Here is an 18,130-nt window from a genome sequence, read left to right on the forward strand (position 1 = left end):
CCTTGCTGGGCGCGATGCTATTTTATTCGCTAAATTATACCGGTCTTGATATCTGGGATTACGCTCTGCAGCAAAACGGCAGCTCCTTCGAAGGAGCCTTTTATTGCGCAATGGGTGCGCTTTATGCGAGCTTGGAGCATCTATCCGAAATCGGAAAATCTCAAATCATAGCTCTTTGGAGCACCGCAAATATTATGCTGGCACTCATCGTTCTTTGGAAGCGGGTCGCCACGCTATACTTGCTCGGCAAGGCAAGCGGAAGCAAAATTTTCTATCTTTGCGCCGTGATAACTTTAATTTGGGAAGCGCTTCTTAAACTTCTTAAAATGCTCGACGTCGATAAGTCGTGGTATAGCAGCGCGCCTGCCCGCTATGCCGCACTTACGGTAATCATTTTATCTGAAATTTTAGAACTTATCGCTTGGATTAGGATTAAAGGAATTTCTGGTGCAGAGCTTTGGAATAAAAATTTATGGACGACGCCGCAAAATAGATCATAAAATCCAATCTAAAATTACGTGCGAGCGCTTGAAATTTCACAAATTTGCTTCACAAATTCCATATCGCACCGCGAAATTCTATGCGAAATTCATATGTACGATGTAAATTTTCAAATTTGCCCTACTTTAAAATTTCATCTTTTACCTAAAATTTATCATTAAAAATCTATAATATTTCAAAGTATATTTTCTAAATGCAATCGCCTAAAAAGCACGCAAAATCGGGCGTATTAAGAAGTATATAATCTAAATTAAAGGAAAAAACATGAGCAAATTTCACTCTTTTGCGCTAGCTCTTGCGCTGTGCGCGAGTTCGCTTTTTGCAGACCGCGTCGTAACCGATCAGCTAGGCCGCGACGTCACGCTGCCTGATCAGGTTAAGCGCATAGTCGTACTTCAGCACCAAAGCCTAAACGCGCTAAATGAGCTAAACGCGCTGGATAAGGTCGTCGGCGTGCAGGAGTCATGGGAAAAGTCGCTCGACAAAAACTACATCCGCCTAGCGCCTAGCCTCAAAGATATGCCCACACCGGGCGATCTAAAGGTCATCAACTACGAGGCGGTGCTTTGCTAAAGCCGGGCGTCGTGATCGTCACGAACTACATCCCGCAAGAATACATCGACAAGATGACGGAGCTCAAAATCCCAGTCGTCGCCGTTAGCTTCCAGTGCAGCGACGCCGCCGATAAAGGTAAGCTAAATCCGACCTTCAAAGACGATGAGGCGGCCTATACCGAGGGCTTTTATGACGGCATAGAGCTTCTTGGCAAGGTCGTAAACCGCGAGAAAGAGGCCGCCGAGCTCATAAGCTTCGTCAAAACCTCGCAAGAGCAGCTAAAGGCTAAATTTAGTGACTTTATCGTCGATAAAAGGCCTAAAATCTACATGGCAAATCCCGATCTTGCGACCTACGGCAGCGGTAAATACACGGGCATAATGTTTATGCGTGCAGGCGCGCAAAACGTCGCGGCGGATAGTATCAAAGGCTACAAGCAGGTATCCGCAGAGCAAATTTTAGCGTGGGCGCCGCAGATGATCTTCGTGCAGGATCGCTACCCTCAGGTGCCGGCAGAGCTCAAATCCAACCCGCAGCTTGCAAATTTAAGCGCGGTTAAAGAGGATAAAATTTACATGATGCCCGAATACGCCAAAGCGTGGGGCTATCCGACTGCCGAAGCCATGGCGCTTGGCGAGTGGTGGCTAGCGATGAAGCTCTATCCGAAGCACTTTGACGAGGCGGAATTTGACAAAAGAGTAGAGGAATTTTATCAAAAATTCTACCGCACGAGTTATAAATGAAATTTTCAGCCCTGCTGCTGCTTTGGGTGCTTCTGTTTGCGGTATCGCTTGGCATCGGGCAGTATCCCGTGAGCCTAGAGGAGACGGGTAAAAATTTTTACTAGCAAAATTCTGCGTAAAATCACAAAATTCTGCCCTACGAAAGCATCTGAAATCCCCCACGACAAAATGAAATTTATATAAAAATTTATCTGGGTTTTATGCCGATCGGCTATAATTCCACTATTCTAACCCCGCATATTTTGCGGAATTTTCAAGGAGAAAAAATGCTTAAACTTCACTCAATCCTTCTTGGTGCAGCGCTTTGCGCTAGCCTGGCTTTTGCAGATCGCACGATTACAGATCAGCTCGGTCGCAAGGTCACGATCCCAGATCAAGTAAATCGCATCGTCGTGCTACACCACGAAGCACTCAATGTCTTAAACGAAATCAACGCCCAAGATAAGGTCGTAGGCATCCTAAAAAGCTGGGAGCAGCGCCTAGGCAAAGAGTATAATCGTTTGGCACCGAGTTTTAAAAACCTACCTAATCCAGGCGATATCAAAGATGTCAATTACGAAGCTCTGCTTAGTCTAAAGCCTGATGCGGTCGTAGTGGTCAACTACTTCCCTAAAGAATATATCGCTAAAATGGAGGAGTTGAAAATCCCAGTCGTAGGTATTTCATTTTTCAGCTCTGCACAAGAGGAAAAAGCTAAGCTAAATCCGACCTTTAAAGATGAGCGCGATAGCTTCGCTGCTTACGATGAGGGCTTTTACGAGGGGGTTAAAATTTTAGGCGAACTAAGCAATCACGAAAAGGATGCCGCTGAACTAATAGATTTCGTTAAAAAATCGCAAGCTGATTTAAATGCCAAATTTAGTAATTTTATCGTAGATAAAAGACCTAGAGTTTATATGGCAAATCCTGATCTTACGACCTACGGTAGCGGCAAATATACTGGCGTAATGTTAGCAAGAGCGGGTGCGACGAACGTCGCCGCTGCAGATATAAAGGGCTACAAGCAGGTTTCGCCGGAGCAAATTTTAGCATGGAATCCGCAGATTATCTTAGTGCAAAACCGCTATCCTCAAGTACCTGCCGAACTTAAGGCAAACCCTGCGCTAAAAGGTCTTAGCGCCGTGAAAGAGGATAGAATTTATCTAATGCCCGAATTCGTTAAAGCATGGGGTCATCCGACTGCCGAAGCAATGGCGCTTGGTGAGGAATGGCTTGCGATGAAACTTTATCCGCAAAATTTTAAGGACGCAAACTTTGATAAAAAAGTAGAGGAATTCTACGAGAAATTTTACCGCGTCAAATATCAAAAATAATGCTAAACGTAATCCTGCTTCTTTTTTGGGTAGTGCTGGCGCTAATCTCGCTCGCTAGCGGACAATTTCATATACCGTTAGAAGAAATTTTTAAAATTCTCTTTAGCGGAGGCGGCGATGAAGCCGCCAAAAGTGTGATGATGGATGTTAGAATTCCGCGCATTCTACTCTCCAGCCTTTGCGGTGGAGCGCTTGCTATCGCGGGTTTGAGCTTACAGGCGGTATTTAAAAACCCGCTCGTTGGCCCGCACATCGTAGGCGTTAGCACTGCAGCGGCATTCGGCGGCGCGCTTTGTATTTTGCTAGGATTGAGCGGCTTATGGCTTGCGGGTTTTGCATTTTGCTTCGGACTTGCGGCGCTATTTTTGCTCTATCTTTTGGCAAAATTCGTAGCACGCGCCGATATTTTCTCGCTCATTTTGGCAGGTATAGTCATTAACGGCGTATTTGCCGCACTTACGAGCTTGGTGCAGTATCTGGCAGACGATGAGGAAGTGCTGCCTAATATCGTCTTTTGGCTACTAGGAAGCTTCGTAAGCGCAGGATATGATAAAGTAATTTTGATGTGCGCGATCGCCCTGCCCGCTTCTGCAGTCTTAATCGCGCTGAGATGGCGGTTTAATCTACTCAGCCTAAATGATGATGATTTGCGCGTGCTAGGCGTGGATGTTAAGTTTCTGCGCTGCACGATCCTAGCGCTTTGCACCGCTCTGATTGCTGTACAAGTTAGCGTCAGCGGAAATATCGGCTGGGTAGGTCTTGTGGTGCCACACGCCACCAGGCTCATTGCGGGCAGCGACCACGTGAAGCTAATGCCTGCCTGCTTCATCACAGGAGCGATCTTTATGCTGGCAATCGACGATCTATCTCGCTCGCTAAGTAGCGCCGAAATTCCTTTGGGAATTCTATCCGCTCTCATCGGAAGCCCGATCTTTGCCCTACTTCTAAAAAGGAGCGCCAAAAATGCAAAATCTAATTGAGGTAAAAAACGCTGGCTTTTACTACGAGGCGGAAAAATTCTGCTTTCGCAACTTAAGCTTCGAGCTTTCCAGCTCTCAAACATTAGCGATTTTGGGCTTAAACGGGCAAGGCAAAAGTACGCTAATGTCGTGTATGATGGGGATTTTGCAGCCTAAAGAAGGCGAGATCGTGCGCAAGGCAAAATTTGCTTTCTTGCCGCAGAGTTTTAACGTCGCGTTTGATTACAGCGTGCTTGACATCGTACTGATGGGGCGGGTACGCGAGATCTCGCTCTTTTCAAAACCGGGCAAAAAGGATATTCAAATCTGCCTTGACGCTCTGGATACGCTAGGTGTCGCCCATCTGCAAAAGCGCAGCTTTAACGCCCTTAGCGGCGGGCAGAGGCAGCTCGTGCTCTTTGCTAGAGCCCTAGCTAGCGGTAGCGACGTGCTGTTTTTGGACGAGCCTGCCAGCGCGCTTGATATCAAAAACCAAGACCGCGTGCTAAGCCTCATCGCAAATCTGCGCTCAAATAGCGATGCGAGCATAGTTTTTACCACCCATCAGCCTAACCACGCCCTCGCAGTCGCCGATCGCACACTAATCTTGCGAAATGATCTTAGCTACAACTACGGCGCAAGCAACGAAATTTTAACTGAAGCCGCGCTTAGCTCGCTCTACGGCGTACAGATCAAAACGGCGAAATTTGACATAGAGGGCGAGCAAATCCCCAGCATCACGCAGATTTTCAGCGCGCAGGTGAAGTAGCGCGACGAGCTGCACGTGATCAGCGCGACAAAGCAACTCGTCAATCGGCGCGAAATTTTAAATCGTGGGATTTTGTTTTGAGTGAAATTTAAATCGCGAAATTTTGTTTTGAAATGCCATCTTGAAATTCCGATTAAAATTTTATATTGAGGTTTTGCCTTAGAATTCTGGTCTAAATTCCATAGTGAAATTTTACCGCGGAATTCCGAGTAGAAATCTTCATAGCGGAATTCTACCTGTGGCTTGCCGGTTTTCGAAGCGTACAATGAAATTATGCCGTGCTTGAGATTTGAAATTCCACCGCGAAATTCTACCCCGCAAATCCACAGGCGGAATTTCGTTTTAAAATCCAGTGACGGAATTTATGCTCGCTCCGATGAAATTCCGAAATTCCGCAGCATGTGCTTGTCTGCAACGAAATTTAGCTGCGATGAAATTTTGAAATTTTAAACTTCGCAGTTTAATCTGTGCTTTACGTTTGTTTATGTATACTTCATGGCAAATTTTAAAAGGGCTTATTATGCAAGACACTGTATCTCAGGCAAGAAAAAATGGGATGATTAGCGCTGGAATCGATCTGTTTTTAGCAGCGCTACCCGTAGTTTTTATTGTGGTAGGCTTTATCTCTTTCGACAGACCAAGAATCTTTGACGACGAGATGACAAATTATATCGCTAGCGGAATTTTGATCGCTTTTATTTGTGTTTCGGCATTTTTCAGATTGCAGGCACTCCGAAAAATTTCAGCGCTTAGTGGCATAAAAGCAGCGACGCTTTATCGCAACTGCATAATAATCTGCGTCTGCTTTTTTGCGCTAGCGCTCGTGCTTAATTACCTTTATCCGAGGGAGCCTGACGCAGACGGCGGGCAGAATGATAATCCATTTGCGGCGATATTTGGACTAGCGCTTTTCGTAGGCGTTATTTACATAATCGTCGCATGGTTTCGCATAAATTTTTCTTTGGCGCGCGTAAGCGGCGTGAGTACCTTTCGGACTTATGTGTGGCTCTGCGTGGGACTTTTCGTGTTAAATATACTATGCAACGTAGCGATTATTGCTATAGCTATTTCCTCCGAGCCGCGGACCGAGCAGGTCTCGGCTTTAGCTATTGCTGTCGTAATGCTTAAACTGCTCCTGCCGTTTGCCGCTCTCATAATAACTGGCATCGTGCACCTACTAGCTTGGAGCAAGATAGAAAAGATAAGCGCGGAGGTTTAAATTTTAAATTTCATAAACCTCTTGTCACGATAAAATTTCGCTCTTTTCGGTTTGATTAGCGTTTTACATCTGCTTTTTGTATATTGAAATAAATTTTTAAAAGGAGTTATACGACGTGCAAGACACCGTATCTCAAGCAAGAAAAAATGGGATGATCAGCGCCGGCATCGATCTATTTTTAGCGGCGTTACCGGTGGTTTTGATGGCGATAGATTTTGTTTTTGAGGGCATACCGGGGTATCCATATAATATCGTGATCATAGGTGGAATTTTTATCGCTTTTATTTGCTTCTCGGTGATTTATAGGTTAAGAGCACTCAGCAAAATTTCAGCGCTCACCGGCATAAAAGCGGCGGCGCTTTACCGCAACTGCATAATTGTTTTCATCTGTATCTCGGTGTTTTCATTATTTCATCCGATAAGTTCTTGTAGAGAAGAGATGGTTAGAGAGACAACAGGAGAGACAATATGGAATTTAGCAGCGCCCGCAGCCGCAATCTACATAATCGTAGCGTGGCTTCGCATAAATTTCTCTTTGGCGCGCGTAAGCGGCGTGATGACCTTTCGGATCTACGTGTGGCTCTGCGCCTTCTTTTTTGCGCTAAATTGGCTATGTGGCGCGGGACCCTTCGGTTTGGCTAACTCCAAGCCGCAAACTGACGATGCGGTTACGGCTTTAGTCATCACATCGTTTAAGGAATTTTTGCCGTTTGCCTCTCTCATAATAACTAGCGTCGTGCACCTGCTAGCTTGGAGCAAGATAGAAAAGCTCGCCTAAGCCGAAGCGCTTTCGTTTTGCAGCGACCTCGCGCTTTTGCAAGTCTAAACCGCAACGTCCAAGCCGCGCTGTTATAGCAATGTCAAGCGCGCCGCCGCCGCAGCAAAGCCGCAAGATAGCGCGTAAATTTAGAAAATTCAAAGGATAAAAATGAAAGAAATTTCAAAGCAAGATCTGCTTCGCAAGGCGAAATTCCGCGGAGTTTTAGGCGCCGTGATTTTGCTAGGCATCGGTATAAGCGGCACGGTGGGCGTAAGCGACATAGACGAGGACGCGGTCGCGATTTTTAGAGTTTTAGCGCTACTAGCGACGCTAGCGATATTTTACGACTGCTTCGTTTGCCTAGAAAAGGCACTAGGCGTGCGCTTCGTTAAGACCTATAGACTGATAGAAAGTATCCCGATCGTCGCGATTTTGTGCTACTGCGCCATGGTAGTAGCGCTAAAAGAGGGCGCGATGCTAGGTCTGCTCTACACCCTGCTCTACGTCCTTTCGACGTGCGCAGCGGTGATAATCTGGGGCGTATTAAACTGCCGCCTAGCCACACTTAGCGGCGTGGATTTATTTAAAATCTACGGCATAGTGGTGTCCGTGGCATGGCTCTGCGAAGCGGTATTGGGCGCGCTAGCTAAAATAGGCGTAATCCTCGCTCTGCCGTATCTAATCACAGCGTCGCTGGTAACAGCGTTTTCGGGGATTTTGCTAATCATAGCGTGGATAAAATTCAACCCCGCAAGGTTATGCGGCGCGGAAAATTCTAGCGAGCTTGATGGCACCAAGCTAGGCGCGGACGGCGAAAAACCGAGCATTTACAGTAAACTCGCCGCTTTTAAGAAATCGGACGCGGACGATGCGAAAAAGCCCGCTTCCAAGGCGAGCGCAGATACCGCAAATATGCCTGCTTCCAAAGTGAGCGCAGATGATACGACTGCCGCAAGACGCCCGGGCAACCCCGGATTTAAATTCTAACTCTACTCGCAATACGGAATTTAGCAAAATTTTTAAAATTCAAGGCGCGAAATTTTATCACGGCGCGCGGCGCATCGGGCGGGAACGCGGAATTTTGATTTAATTTTATCCGCTACGAACGCGCAAAATTTAGGGCAAAATTCCAAGTTGAAATTCCGCGATCAATTTAAAATTTTAAGCAGAAGTTCACGACGAAGCAAAATCCAAGCCAAAATTCTAAACTAAAATTCCGATCTAAATCCCTAGTCCAGCTTATTCCTAAAAAGCGACGCGGCCAGCGCCATCGTGCCCGCGCCGATCAGCAGCAGCGGCACGATTAGATGCCACAGCTCGCCCAGGTCCGCGCCCTCCAGATAGATCCGCCACATGCAGTTGTTAGCATAATACATCGGATCTAGGTGCGCGATGTAGTAAAACCACCGCGGCATCGCGTCCGCAGGCGTTATCAGCCCGCTTATCATAATGCACGGCAACAGAAACAAAAACGAGCTCACGACCGATTGCAGCGAGGTTTTGCAGACGGTCGAGATCACGAGGCCGATGCCTACGTTGCAAGCGCTAAAGATCGCGATGATCGCAAAAAGGTGGGCAAAGCGCCCTCGAAACGGAATTTCGAAGTAAAATACGCAGATCAAAAACAGCGCGAGCCCCTGCGCGATCGCGATCAGCACGGGCGGCACAGCCTTGCCGATCAGCATCTCAAGCGGGTTTGCGGGCGTCATCAGCATCATATCGAAGCTCCCCTCCTCGCGCTCGCGAGAGACGCTAAACGCCGATAGCATCAGCACCTGAATCATCGAAAGCCCCAAAATCATCCCCGTCATGATCGTGTAGCGCGTGATCGTGTTTTCGTTAAAAACATAGCGCGAATTTATGCTGATTAAATTGACAAAATGCTGCGAGTTGTATTCCTGCACTATGGCCTGCACGAAGCCGATGACGGTGTTTGCGGAGGTCGTATTGCGCGAATCCGCGATGATCAAAAGCTCGTGCGTGTCCTTAAAATCGCTGCCGAAATAGATCCCGATGATCGCCTCGCCCTCGCCTACGGCGCGGCGCAGGCAGGCTAGGTCTTTGCAGCCAAGATCCGTCTTAAACATCGGTGTAGCGGCGATGCTCTGCACCAGCGCGGCGGACGTCGCATCGCGGGCGTCGTCCAAAATCGCGTAGCGCACCTGCTCAGGGGTGAAATTCGCGCCGTAGCCGAATATGATCGCCTGCACCAGCACCGGCACGATCAGCACCATACGCGTGCCCTTGTCGCGAAACATCGCCAAAAATTCCTTCTTAATAAGCGCGCGAATTCTAAGTAGGGATTTTCGCAGAGCGTTCATCGCGCACTCCTTTTAAATTTAGCGGCACCTTTAAATTTAACGCCATTTTCAAATTTAACGGCGCTGGCGTGCGGCACGGAATTTAAAGCGAAATTTAAACGCACCGCGGGCGTCGGTTTAAATTTACGCAGCTCGGGCGTAAATTTTAAAATTTCAGATCCGTCGCTCAGCTTGGATGTAAAATTTAAAATTTCATATCTATCGCGCGGCACCTCGGGCGAAAATTTCAAAAGCGCAGGTTTAAATTTACGCGGCGGCAAGGAGATGAAATTTAAAAGCGCGCTTGTGAAGTCAAATTTGCTAAATTTTTCTGCGCACCCTGCTTCGTAGCCGTGCCGTACGGCCGTGCTATAAAGTCGCACTATGTGGCGACGCGTAGAATTCAAATATCCGCCCGCATAAGTAAGTTTAACCGCGCGCCGTTTTTCTGCTATGCTGCATCCGCGCCCTGCTTCGGCTTTGTCTGCGTTCGGCAAAACACGACGCGGAGCAAACGGCAGCTCTTGAGTAAATTTTAAAATTTTAAATCCACGCTGCGATATGAAATTTTGCGCTGTGTCCGCAAGACGCGCTGAAGCGCGCGTAAATTTTAAAATTTCAAACCGATTGCGTGGCACGGACGTAAATTTTAAATTTCTAAATCCATTACACGGCGCGGGCGTAAAATTTAAAAACTCCGTCGCCGCCGTTCGCAAGCCGAAGCGTCTCGCGCCGAGAAATTTTAAAATTTCAAATTTAACTACCAAATTTAACTATATAATTTTAACTGCGCAAACAAGCTTGGAATTTTTACAGCAAGTCGTTTGCTGCAAGCACTGCGGATTATGGGCTCGTTAAGCTTGCATTGGATAATATAGCGCAATCTGCCCGAAGGAGTAAGCTTGCGCCTAAAGTACCTTTGTATAATAGTTTTTCTGATCTGGCTTTGCATATTTATCGCCTTGCTGCCCACATATAGAATTTCAGCTATCTTAGAAGCGCTTGATTTTAGCGATAAAAATCTAACGCAAAGAGAGATCGTAGAGTTAAATTTAAAAGATTACCTAAAAAAGCTTCACTACTTAGATAATTATCCGCAAATAGATTTCGGCAAGATGGCGGATATTCACTTAGACAAAAACGGCTATGAGAGAGTAAGATTTTCATGGTGTAACGGCGATAAATATCCAGATGATAGATGCGAATTTTGGAAGCTGGATAAAAGGCTAAATTTTGATTATCTAATGGATCTGGGCTCTAAAATTTGCAAAAACGGCAAGCCTATAAAAAACGCCGAAGAGATTATAGAAAACGACGAGGTTTTAAAACTACGGCTATTTTATCCTTGGGAGCAAAAGCATTTGATTGACGAAGATGGAAATTTTATAGATAATTTTATATATATGAGGTTTGGAGATGGCGCCAACCACTCATTCGACCTATTTACTGATTTTGTATTTATAAGTAAAAATGACATACAATTACCAATTATGTACGAAACAAAAACTAAAAAATTTGACATAATTACTCCAGAAAACAGATGTTATAGGTGGCTTTTAAACTCTATATTTAGGGATGTAGTTTATCAACAAAAAAAGAGCATATACCCGTTTTGCTATAACTATAAAAAGATAATTGATGAAAATATGGATTGCGATAGAGAATATATATTTTCTTTCATTTCAATATACGACAAGGGGAGCAATCTCGATTATGAAACGATATTTTATAATAAAAATTTATACTATGATAAACATGAGACGGACATACTTTTCAATCAATACCAAAATTTAAAGAATCAAAAGAATAAGATAAATTTTAACTCACAAGGAGAAGGCGACGAAAGTGGGTATTGAGTTGCTGGGCATTGCTTGCTAGAGCTGAAGTTAAAATTCTTTCTTTTATTATCGACTACTTTAAATTTAAACTCTAATCCATAAAATTTCGCCACGCCGTGCGGTGTAGCTTAAAAATACTGCGCCGCCGCATGACGCGACCCAAAATAACCTCGCCGATACTCGCGATCTTTGCTCTAAAATTCGTCAAAGAGCGCGAGCAGCAGCTGAAATTAAAATTTGCCTTTAAATTTAAAGCCTTTAAGCCCGCGCAAGAGCGCGAACGGACAAAAAGCCGCAAGGGCGTAAGAGCCGCAAGGGCGTGCTGGCATTGCGCTTTATGGGCAGCATTTTCATAAATTTAAAAGCGCCCAGCGGCGCAAGCCCTACTCGAATTCTATCTTTTTTAGATAATCGTATAAATTTAGCACAGCGATAAATAGCGTTAAAATCGCGGGCCCCAGGATCACGCCCCAGAACCCGAACGTGCTGATGCCCGAAAGCATCGAGAAAAAGATCAGCATCTCGTTGATGTTTGCTGGGTTTTCGACTAGGCGCGAGTTGATAAATTTGATCACGAGCGGCTTTACGAAGCTGTCTGCGAGCGTCGAGATCAATATCACGCAATACGCCATTATCACGATCGCACCCGAGGTACTGCCCCCCGCTAGCACGTATAGCGCGGTGGGCACGTAGATGAGCGCGCCGCCGACTGCGGGGATGAGCGAGCAGAAGGCGAAAAGCACCCCCATCAGCAGCGCGTCAAAGCCGAAGATCCCTGCGATGATCGAAAACAAAAAGCCTTGCAATACGGCGTTGAAGATGGTCGAGTAAAACACGACGCTCATCGTATTTGCCGTCTCGGAAAAGATATAATCGATCTGCGCGGGCTCGACGGGTAGAATTTTTTTAAAAAAGCGCTTGAAGCTCTCGCCGTAGAGGTATGCAAAAAAGCAAAACACGACGATAAGCACCATATCGACGATAAATTTCGCGCTGGACTTTCCGACGACCGAGAGATAGGAGATGATCTGTTTCGCTAAGCCCGCGACGTCTAGGTTCGCCAAAAACGAGCGAAACTGCGTATCAAATTTTTCAAAAGGCCCTGGCAGCTTGATGTTTAGGCTCTGAACGTAGCTAAGCGCATCGTTTAAGCGCGCCATATCGAAGCTCGCGGCGTTTTTGGCGATCTCGATCACGGCGTAGATGAAGGGCACGAAAAAAAGCGCGCAGAGCAAAAACAGGCTAAGCACCGAGGCTAGCATGCGCCTGCCGCGACACAGCTTCGTTACTTTAGTGTGCAGACCCGAGGTCGCCACCGCCATCAGTACGCCGATTGCGATCACCATCAAAAACGGCGAAAACAGATAGATCACGCAGCAAAACATCAGCAAAGTAGCGCCGATAAAAAATATCTTGTTCGTTTTCGCGCGCCCGCTAGCCTTGGCAAGGCCTGCTTTCATGCCCGCAGCGGCTCCGGAAGCGGCGGCGTCGCCTAATGCGGAAGCATTAGCCGAGAAGGTTTCGTTGGCTTCGGCAGCGTCGTTAAGCGCGGCCGCACCGGCAGATGAGGCCTTATCGGTTTTGATCCGGTTTTCGCTTTGATTTTCGGCGGCGGCTTCGATTTTGCCCTCCTCATTATTTGCGGTCTGATTTTCAGTGAAATTTTGAGCCTCGCTTTTAGCGTTACTTTCGGCGTTATTTTGAGCCACGTTTTCGGCCTGGTTTTCATTGCGGCTTGCGGCGTTATCCTTTGGCGTCGGCAAAATTTTATCCTTTTGAAATTTGATGAGCTATTTTATAAATTTTTTTATCAGATTTCGATTAAATTTTGAAATTTCATAGAATTTACGAGCGGCATTCCTGCGCATACGGCGCGCGACAGCGAGTATGTTTATTGGAATTTCGAAATAAAATTTAAAAGACTAAAGGCGGCGAGCTAGCTACAAAGCGCGCGCTCAAGCACTCGCCGAGCAAACAACCCTCGGGCGACGCGCAGCATACACATTACTAGGCAGCCGTAGAGCTTGTCTAAACGTAGATAGCCCATAAATAATGTTTGAACACCCGCCAAGCTCGATTAAATTTTAAACCCGCAGGTCACTCCTCAAACAGATTTCTCTCCGCGGCCTTTAGCACGCGACCGAGCGCCTCGCGCGCCTTATCGGTTGCGATGCGGCCTTTGGCGGTCTTTTCGATGTAGCCGTTGGCGAGCAGATAGGGCTCGATAACGTCCTCGATCGTGCCCTCATCCTCGCTAAGCGCCGCCGCGATCGTGCTAAGCCCCAAGGCACGGCGCTTGGCGTCAAATAAAATTTCCAAATATTTTATATCCATCTCGTCAAAGCCTTGCTCGTCCACGCCCAGCGCCTCGAGCCCTTCGCGCGCGCGATCGTGTGAGATAGCGCCCTCGTCGCGCACCTCGGCAAAATCGCGTATGCGGCGCAGCAACCTCAGCGCAATACGTGGAGTGCCGCGAGAGCGGCGCGCGATCTCGGCGCTGGCGTTGGCCGCGCTCTCCTTCCCGAGTTTAACAGAAGCGATCTGCACTATCCGCGCAAGCTCGGCGTGCGTGTAAAACTGCAAGCGAAACTGCATGCCGAAGCGATCCCGCAGCGGCGCCGAGATCATGCCCGCGCGCGTCGTGGCGCCGATGAGCGTAAAGTGCGGAATGTCGATCTTGATGGTCTGCGCGGCGGGACCCGAGCCGATGATGATGTCAAGGCGGAAGTCCTCCATCGCCGAATACAGCACCTCCTCGATCGCGGGGCTTAGGCGGTGGATCTCGTCGATGAAAAGCACGTCGCCGCTTTGTAGGTTTGTTAAAATCGCCGCCAGATCGCCCGCCTTTTCGATCATCGGCGCGGCGGTAACCTTAATAGCGGCGCCCATCTGAGTGGCGATGATGTGCGCTAGCGTGGTTTTACCAAGCCCCGGCGGCCCGTAGAAAAGCACGTGATCGAGCACGTCGGCGCGCTTTTTCGCCGCGGCGATCGCGATAGCGAGGTTTGATTTGATCTTCTCCTGCCCCACGTAATCCTCGAAGCTCGACGGGCGCAGCGAGCTCTCCACGCTCTCATCGAGCTGCATCTTTTCGATCTCTACAATTCTGTCCATAATCTCTCTTTAATCGTTTTTAAAATTTTAGCAAGTGTAGCGAAAAATGGCTAAATTTTGACAATTTTAGCAAGGCGCCATCTTTGCGAGCGAGATAAAATTTGCGACGCGGAATTTTACGGTACGCGCTTAGGGCCGGGGTTAAAAAACAGAGCGCCCGTCGCGAAAGACTGCGGAATTTTAGCGTAGCGGATTTAAAACTACGCTCATGCCGCTACGCTCGCCATGCCTTAAGTGCGGAATTTTATTGTGACGGCTCCCAAACAGCGCGCGGATCGCTAACTGCGCTAAATTTTACGACGCGGAATTTGGTATGTAGAATTTAAGGCTTTGGGCGTTCGCAAGCAGCGATTGCAAGCGGTAGCACGGAATTTAGCGCGTAGAATTTAAAAGCGAAATTTAGCCGTTTGAAAAATACGCGCGAGATTTTGCGACGTAAAATTTGGCGCTCGAATTTTGCGATATTAAATTCGGTGCTTGGAATTTTGCAGCGAAATTTTGCGACAAAATTTTGTCTCGTAGAATTTTTAATGCAGACCTCGTTTTTTGCGGCAGCGAGGCTTTAAATTCTACGCTTCAAGCTTTGCGGCACGCAGCTAGCCAGAATTCCGTCTCGCGCAGTCGGTTAAAATTTTGCAAGAAATTCTGCGTAGAATTTTATGCAGAATTCTACCTTGCGCGGCTAGGTAAAATTTCGCGCGACATTTCGTTTTTCAAGACGACTTAGAATTTAGCGCGGATTATAAAATCTGTCGCTAAGCTCAACGCGGGCTCGTGCGATTAAATTTAGCCTCGCAGCCTCGCGACGCCTTATCGATCGCGCCCAAAATTAAGGCGCTAAATTTTTCCTGCGCGAGCCTAGTTCTACAAATCGTGCTCTTCGACCAAAACGCTCTTATTATTATCGCTGCTACAGAACGCTCTATATGAGCCGGACGTTGTGCTCTCGAACAAAAACACTACGCCGTCGTTTTGGAATTTTTTCGAGCAGCCTTTGGCGTGTAGCTTGGCGAGCTTCGGGCTATCAGGGGCATAAAACTGATAGCTATCGGTGAAGTGCTCCACGTATCGGTAGGTGATCTCTGCCCAAGGCACCCCGCTATCGCCGCTTCTATTTAGCACGATGGTTCTGGCGTTTATCGCCGCAAGCTTTGACTTTAGCTCCCCGAATGTCTTTTTATCCCAGCCGATGAGCTTTAACCCATCGCTGATGCTCGGCGCATTATCTCTGAAAATGGAATTTGAATAAAATTTCGTTTCGTTGCCGTCCAAATCGATCCAAATATACTCATCGCCGTAGGTGCTCTGGATCGTAACGCGCAAATTTTTAGGGAAGTTGCGATCGGCAAAAGCTAACAGATCCAAAAATTTCTCGCGATTTTGCTCGTAATTTTGCATTAACGGGGCTTTATCCAGCTCCATATCATCTTTATCAAAGAAAGAATTAAACGCAAAAAATACCGCCAAAATCGGCAGTACCTTTACACAAAAGAGCAAACCCAGAACTGCGGCTATGAAGGTTTTTAAAGCTTTAGCCAAATTTTCTCCTTAAATTTTATAAGCCGTTTAGGCGTGACGGCTGGTTTATGTTTGAGTTATACGGCTGCGTGCGTAAAATTTATCGTTTGCAGCGTATTTTAGAGCTGCAGCGTGAGAGCATTCATGAAAAGCGCTCGCGCGTTGCAGTCAGCGACAGAAATAGCGCCCGCATGCAGAAGCGCTCAAACTCTCGCACGGCGCCCCCGTATAAAATACCGCGTAGAGTATCCGCCCAAAGCGCCTACAATTTCTCGCGCTCGATAAAGCGCTCACAATAGCTCTCGCCGATAAATTTTAAGTGGCGCGAGTTGTTTGCATAGCCCGCGATGCGCGAAAACGAAGCATTGTTTTTTAAGGCAAGCGGGGCTTTATCGCTAGAATTTCGGCGCGTAAATTTTAAAATTTAGCTCAAATCCCGCTACTGCTTGTATTCAAACTCCTCGCTCGGGAAGCTCTCATTCTTGACTTCGCGCGCGTATTCGCGCACCGCGCCTTTTACCAGCTCGGCGCCGTCTAAATAACGCTTAACGAATTTCGGCCGAAACTCCGTGAAAAATCCGCACATATCGCTCCACACGAGCACCTGTCCGTCTATGCCCGCGCCCGCGCCGATGCCGATGACGGGCACGTCGGTGCCGAGCGCCACTTGATTTGCGACTGAGCAGATCGTCCCCTCCACCAGCAGCAGCACCGCGCCCGCCTCGACAAGCGCTCTAGCGTCGTTTAAGACCTCGCGCGCGCCCTCCTCTCCGCGTCCGCTTACCTTGTAGCCGCCCGCGAAGCGCGAAAACTGCGGCTTAAGCCCGATGTGGCTCATCACGGCGATACCGTTTCGATTAAGCAGCGCCACGGTATCTGCCATATGCGCGCCGCCTTCGATCTTAACGGCGTCGCAGCCGGTACTCTCATAGACTTTGGCACAGTTTTGCAGCGCGAGCTCTGGCGTCGCGCACGAGCAAAACGGCATATCCACGACCATATACGCTCGCTTGAGCCCCCGTCTTACGGCGCGCGCGTGATAGATCATCTGCTCTACGCTTGCGCCCAGGGTCTCGGAGTGCCCGCCGAAGCTCATATTTAGGCTATCACCTACGAGTACCATATCGACCTCGTCGTCGAAAATTTTAGCAAAAAGCGCGTCGTAGGCGGTGATCATCACGATCTTTTCGCCGGATTTTTTCATCTCGTATAATTTAGAAAGCGTGATTTTTGACATTTTGGCTCCTTGATTTGGTTAAAATTTGAACACAATTCTAGCATAAGCCGAATTTGACATTTATAAAATTTTGAAGTAGAATGCGCGCACATTCTTTCGGGGGTGACTTGGCTTCGACGGGAACGGATGGGTCAAGGCGGCATGTCGCTTTGGATACAGCGTATAAAATCCAAACTAAATTTAAACGCAAACAACGTTAAATTTGCTCCTGCTTACGCTAAAGCTGCGTAAGTCCAGTCGAGCCCTGCTCTGCGCCGATACTATCTAAGCGCAGCGGCGGGTAATCTGTGATAGCGTAGCTCTGCGGCGTGACGAGCCGTAGGGTGAAATCCTAGTCTTTGCGCCGGCGGGTCGTTTTGGAAAGTGAGCGAGCCTGCGCGAGAACTTCACTTTTGCTAAACATGTAGAGGCTTTGGTCGTTTGTTTTCGGACTGCGGTTCAATCCCGCACACCTCCACCAATTAATCTATTTTTAAATTTTAATCACTTCTTTTTAGTTGCATTTGGTTCCTGCGCGCAGGCGCCTATCTTAAATTTTAGCCATTCAGGCTCCTTTCATTTTTATTTTAGATATAATCTTTTTCGAAATATTAGGAGTGTTATTAGGGGCTTTTTCGCATTAGGGGTTTCCCATATGAACAAAGGCGTATATTTTGCTAAAATTCGCCGGCGGGGGCGTCAAAAGCATCAAGAAGTACAAGACGCGATACGCAATATTATAGAAGAGAGGAAAAAGAAATGAATAAATTTGTTATGTTGTCATTGGCATATGTTGCTTTACTAGCGGGGTGTAGCCTAAGTAATCGCTTTTTTGCTCCGAGTACGAATAGATATAGAACTGCCTGCGGTTTTATTTTTCATGACTATATACCTCATGATAAACTTTACGTACCGAGGAACCTTGAGGATTTTTTAGATATATATTCAAGATCTAAAAACCAAAAAAGCGGTGAATATGAATATAAGCTAGTAGAGACTTTATCTCACTATTATAATGGCACATCGACTATGGTTCCGATAGAATCTTGTAACGATAAATGGTGTAAAATTTACTATCCTTGCGGCGATACGGAGTACTATGTCAAGAAGGATGAAATAGAGCAACTTTGGCCTAACGGTCAAAAGACTTGGGGAGCTAAATAAAAGATAGAGCGTATTTTAAGTAGGAGAAGAGATGAAAAATTTTGTTATATCTTTTGTCGCATTATGCCTATATGGGTGCAGCCCTACGATTTTAGGGCATAAAATCACTTTTGCAAAACACGAAGACGGTGCCTTTTACGGCGAATGCGGCGAAAAAATAG

At 47.1% G+C, this 18,130-nt stretch carries 18 protein-coding genes and 1 other RNA gene; 13 read left to right on the forward strand and 6 right to left on the reverse strand.

Annotation, left to right across the window (positions count from 1 at the left end; translation table 11 throughout):
* From Q0605_RS09360 to Q0605_RS09405, 10 genes are all read left to right on the forward strand, one after another.
* Positions 1-500: hypothetical protein (locus Q0605_RS09360; protein WP_298706457.1), on the forward strand; the 500-nt coding region annotated here is incomplete at its 5' end.
* A 265-nt stretch (positions 501-765) separates the two neighbouring features.
* A complete protein-coding gene (locus tag Q0605_RS09365) occupies positions 766-1,074 on the forward strand; it encodes a hypothetical protein (RefSeq protein ID WP_298706459.1) in 309 nt (102 codons plus the stop codon).
* On the forward strand, positions 1,068-1,799 hold the full coding sequence (locus Q0605_RS09370) for an ABC transporter substrate-binding protein (RefSeq protein ID WP_298706461.1): 732 nt from the start codon (positions 1,068-1,070) through the stop codon (positions 1,797-1,799). Before Q0605_RS09365 ends, Q0605_RS09370 begins: the two co-directional genes overlap by 7 nt.
* Positions 1,800-2,065: 266 nt before the next feature.
* Positions 2,066-3,112: an ABC transporter substrate-binding protein gene (locus Q0605_RS09375; protein WP_177388356.1), complete on the forward strand. Its 1,047-nt coding sequence runs from the start codon at positions 2,066-2,068 to the stop codon at positions 3,110-3,112.
* Entirely contained in the window at positions 3,112-4,092 is a 981-nt protein-coding gene (locus Q0605_RS09380; protein WP_298060904.1) for an iron ABC transporter permease, read from the forward strand. The genes Q0605_RS09375 and Q0605_RS09380 overlap by 1 nt, the downstream gene beginning before the upstream one ends.
* On the forward strand, positions 4,076-4,840 hold the full coding sequence (locus Q0605_RS09385) for an ABC transporter ATP-binding protein (protein WP_298706463.1): 765 nt from the start codon (positions 4,076-4,078) through the stop codon (positions 4,838-4,840). The genes Q0605_RS09380 and Q0605_RS09385 overlap by 17 nt, the downstream gene beginning before the upstream one ends.
* A gap of 273 nt (positions 4,841-5,113) precedes the next feature.
* Complete coding sequence (locus tag Q0605_RS09390) at positions 5,114-5,290, forward strand: hypothetical protein (protein WP_298706465.1); 177 nt, start codon at positions 5,114-5,116, stop codon at positions 5,288-5,290.
* A gap of 70 nt (positions 5,291-5,360) precedes the next feature.
* Complete coding sequence (locus Q0605_RS09395; RefSeq protein WP_298706467.1) at positions 5,361-6,059, forward strand: hypothetical protein; 699 nt, start codon at positions 5,361-5,363, stop codon at positions 6,057-6,059.
* Between the two features lie 115 nt (positions 6,060-6,174).
* Positions 6,175-6,837: a hypothetical protein gene (locus tag Q0605_RS09400; protein ID WP_298706469.1), complete on the forward strand. Its 663-nt coding sequence runs from the start codon at positions 6,175-6,177 to the stop codon at positions 6,835-6,837.
* 150 nt (positions 6,838-6,987) lie between these two features.
* Positions 6,988-7,806, forward strand: coding sequence for a hypothetical protein (locus tag Q0605_RS09405; protein WP_298706471.1), 819 nt, complete (start codon positions 6,988-6,990; stop codon positions 7,804-7,806).
* A gap of 242 nt (positions 7,807-8,048) precedes the next feature.
* On the opposite strand, the gene Q0605_RS09410 is transcribed toward Q0605_RS09405, so the two are convergent.
* Positions 8,049-9,140 (reverse strand): ABC transporter permease, encoded by a 1,092-nt coding sequence (locus tag Q0605_RS09410; RefSeq protein WP_298706473.1) that lies wholly within the window; start codon positions 9,138-9,140, stop codon positions 8,049-8,051.
* A complete protein-coding gene (locus Q0605_RS09415) occupies positions 9,137-9,886 on the reverse strand; it encodes a hypothetical protein (protein WP_298706475.1) in 750 nt (249 codons plus the stop codon). Before Q0605_RS09415 ends, Q0605_RS09410 begins: the two co-directional genes overlap by 4 nt.
* A gap of 135 nt (positions 9,887-10,021) precedes the next feature.
* On the opposite strand from Q0605_RS09415, the gene Q0605_RS09420 reads away from it, so the two are divergent.
* Positions 10,022-10,975, forward strand: coding sequence for a hypothetical protein (locus tag Q0605_RS09420; protein ID WP_298706476.1), 954 nt, complete (start codon positions 10,022-10,024; stop codon positions 10,973-10,975).
* Between the two features lie 365 nt (positions 10,976-11,340).
* Here Q0605_RS09420 and Q0605_RS09425 read toward each other — a convergent pair whose 3' ends face one another.
* The 4 genes from Q0605_RS09425 to panB all read right to left on the reverse strand — a co-directional run bounded on the left by Q0605_RS09425 (position 11,341) and on the right by panB (position 16,826).
* Positions 11,341-12,720 carry an AI-2E family transporter gene (locus Q0605_RS09425; protein WP_298706478.1) on the reverse strand — a complete coding sequence of 460 codons (1,380 nt, stop codon included), beginning with the start codon at positions 12,718-12,720 and terminating at the stop codon, positions 11,341-11,343.
* A gap of 334 nt (positions 12,721-13,054) precedes the next feature.
* Positions 13,055-14,071 carry a Holliday junction branch migration DNA helicase RuvB gene (ruvB, locus tag Q0605_RS09430; RefSeq protein ID WP_298706480.1) on the reverse strand — a complete coding sequence of 339 codons (1,017 nt, stop codon included), beginning with the start codon at positions 14,069-14,071 and terminating at the stop codon, positions 13,055-13,057.
* Between the two features lie 864 nt (positions 14,072-14,935).
* A complete protein-coding gene (locus Q0605_RS09435) occupies positions 14,936-15,610 on the reverse strand; it encodes a hypothetical protein (protein WP_298706481.1) in 675 nt (224 codons plus the stop codon).
* A 418-nt stretch (positions 15,611-16,028) separates the two neighbouring features.
* On the reverse strand, positions 16,029-16,826 hold the full coding sequence (panB, locus tag Q0605_RS09440; protein WP_298706483.1) for a 3-methyl-2-oxobutanoate hydroxymethyltransferase: 798 nt from the start codon (positions 16,824-16,826) through the stop codon (positions 16,029-16,031).
* A gap of 98 nt (positions 16,827-16,924) precedes the next feature.
* Between panB and ssrA the strand changes: the two genes are divergently transcribed.
* Positions 16,925-17,286: a transfer-messenger RNA gene (gene ssrA / locus Q0605_RS09445) on the forward strand.
* Between the two features lie 278 nt (positions 17,287-17,564).
* The gene (locus Q0605_RS09450) at positions 17,565-17,969 is read left to right on the forward strand and encodes a hypothetical protein (RefSeq protein ID WP_298706484.1); all 405 of its coding nucleotides are present in this window, start codon (positions 17,565-17,567) and stop codon (positions 17,967-17,969) included.
* Positions 17,970-18,130: the final 161 nt, after the last annotated feature.

It is taken from the genome of uncultured Campylobacter sp. (genome assembly GCF_938017705.1).
Lineage (GTDB): Bacteria > Campylobacterota > Campylobacteria > Campylobacterales > Campylobacteraceae > Campylobacter_B.

Coding starts and splice junctions, on each gene's coding strand:
- Q0605_RS09375 (WP_177388356.1), top strand. CDS start 2,066: ATGCTTAAACTTCACTCAATCCTTCTTGGTGCAGCGCTTTGCGCTAGC.
- ruvB (WP_298706480.1), bottom strand. CDS start 14,071: ATGGACAGAATTGTAGAGATCGAAAAGATGCAGCTCGATGAGAGCGTG.
- Q0605_RS09385 (WP_298706463.1), top strand. CDS start 4,076: ATGCAAAATCTAATTGAGGTAAAAAACGCTGGCTTTTACTACGAGGCG.
- Q0605_RS09405 (WP_298706471.1), top strand. CDS start 6,988: ATGAAAGAAATTTCAAAGCAAGATCTGCTTCGCAAGGCGAAATTCCGC.
- Q0605_RS09380 (WP_298060904.1), top strand. CDS start 3,112: ATGCTAAACGTAATCCTGCTTCTTTTTTGGGTAGTGCTGGCGCTAATC.
- Q0605_RS09395 (WP_298706467.1), top strand. CDS start 5,361: ATGCAAGACACTGTATCTCAGGCAAGAAAAAATGGGATGATTAGCGCT.
- Q0605_RS09450 (WP_298706484.1), top strand. CDS start 17,565: ATGAATAAATTTGTTATGTTGTCATTGGCATATGTTGCTTTACTAGCG.
- Q0605_RS09365 (WP_298706459.1), top strand. CDS start 766: ATGAGCAAATTTCACTCTTTTGCGCTAGCTCTTGCGCTGTGCGCGAGT.
- panB (WP_298706483.1), bottom strand. CDS start 16,826: ATGTCAAAAATCACGCTTTCTAAATTATACGAGATGAAAAAATCCGGC.
- Q0605_RS09410 (WP_298706473.1), bottom strand. CDS start 9,140: ATGAACGCTCTGCGAAAATCCCTACTTAGAATTCGCGCGCTTATTAAG.
- Q0605_RS09390 (WP_298706465.1), top strand. CDS start 5,114: ATGCCGTGCTTGAGATTTGAAATTCCACCGCGAAATTCTACCCCGCAA.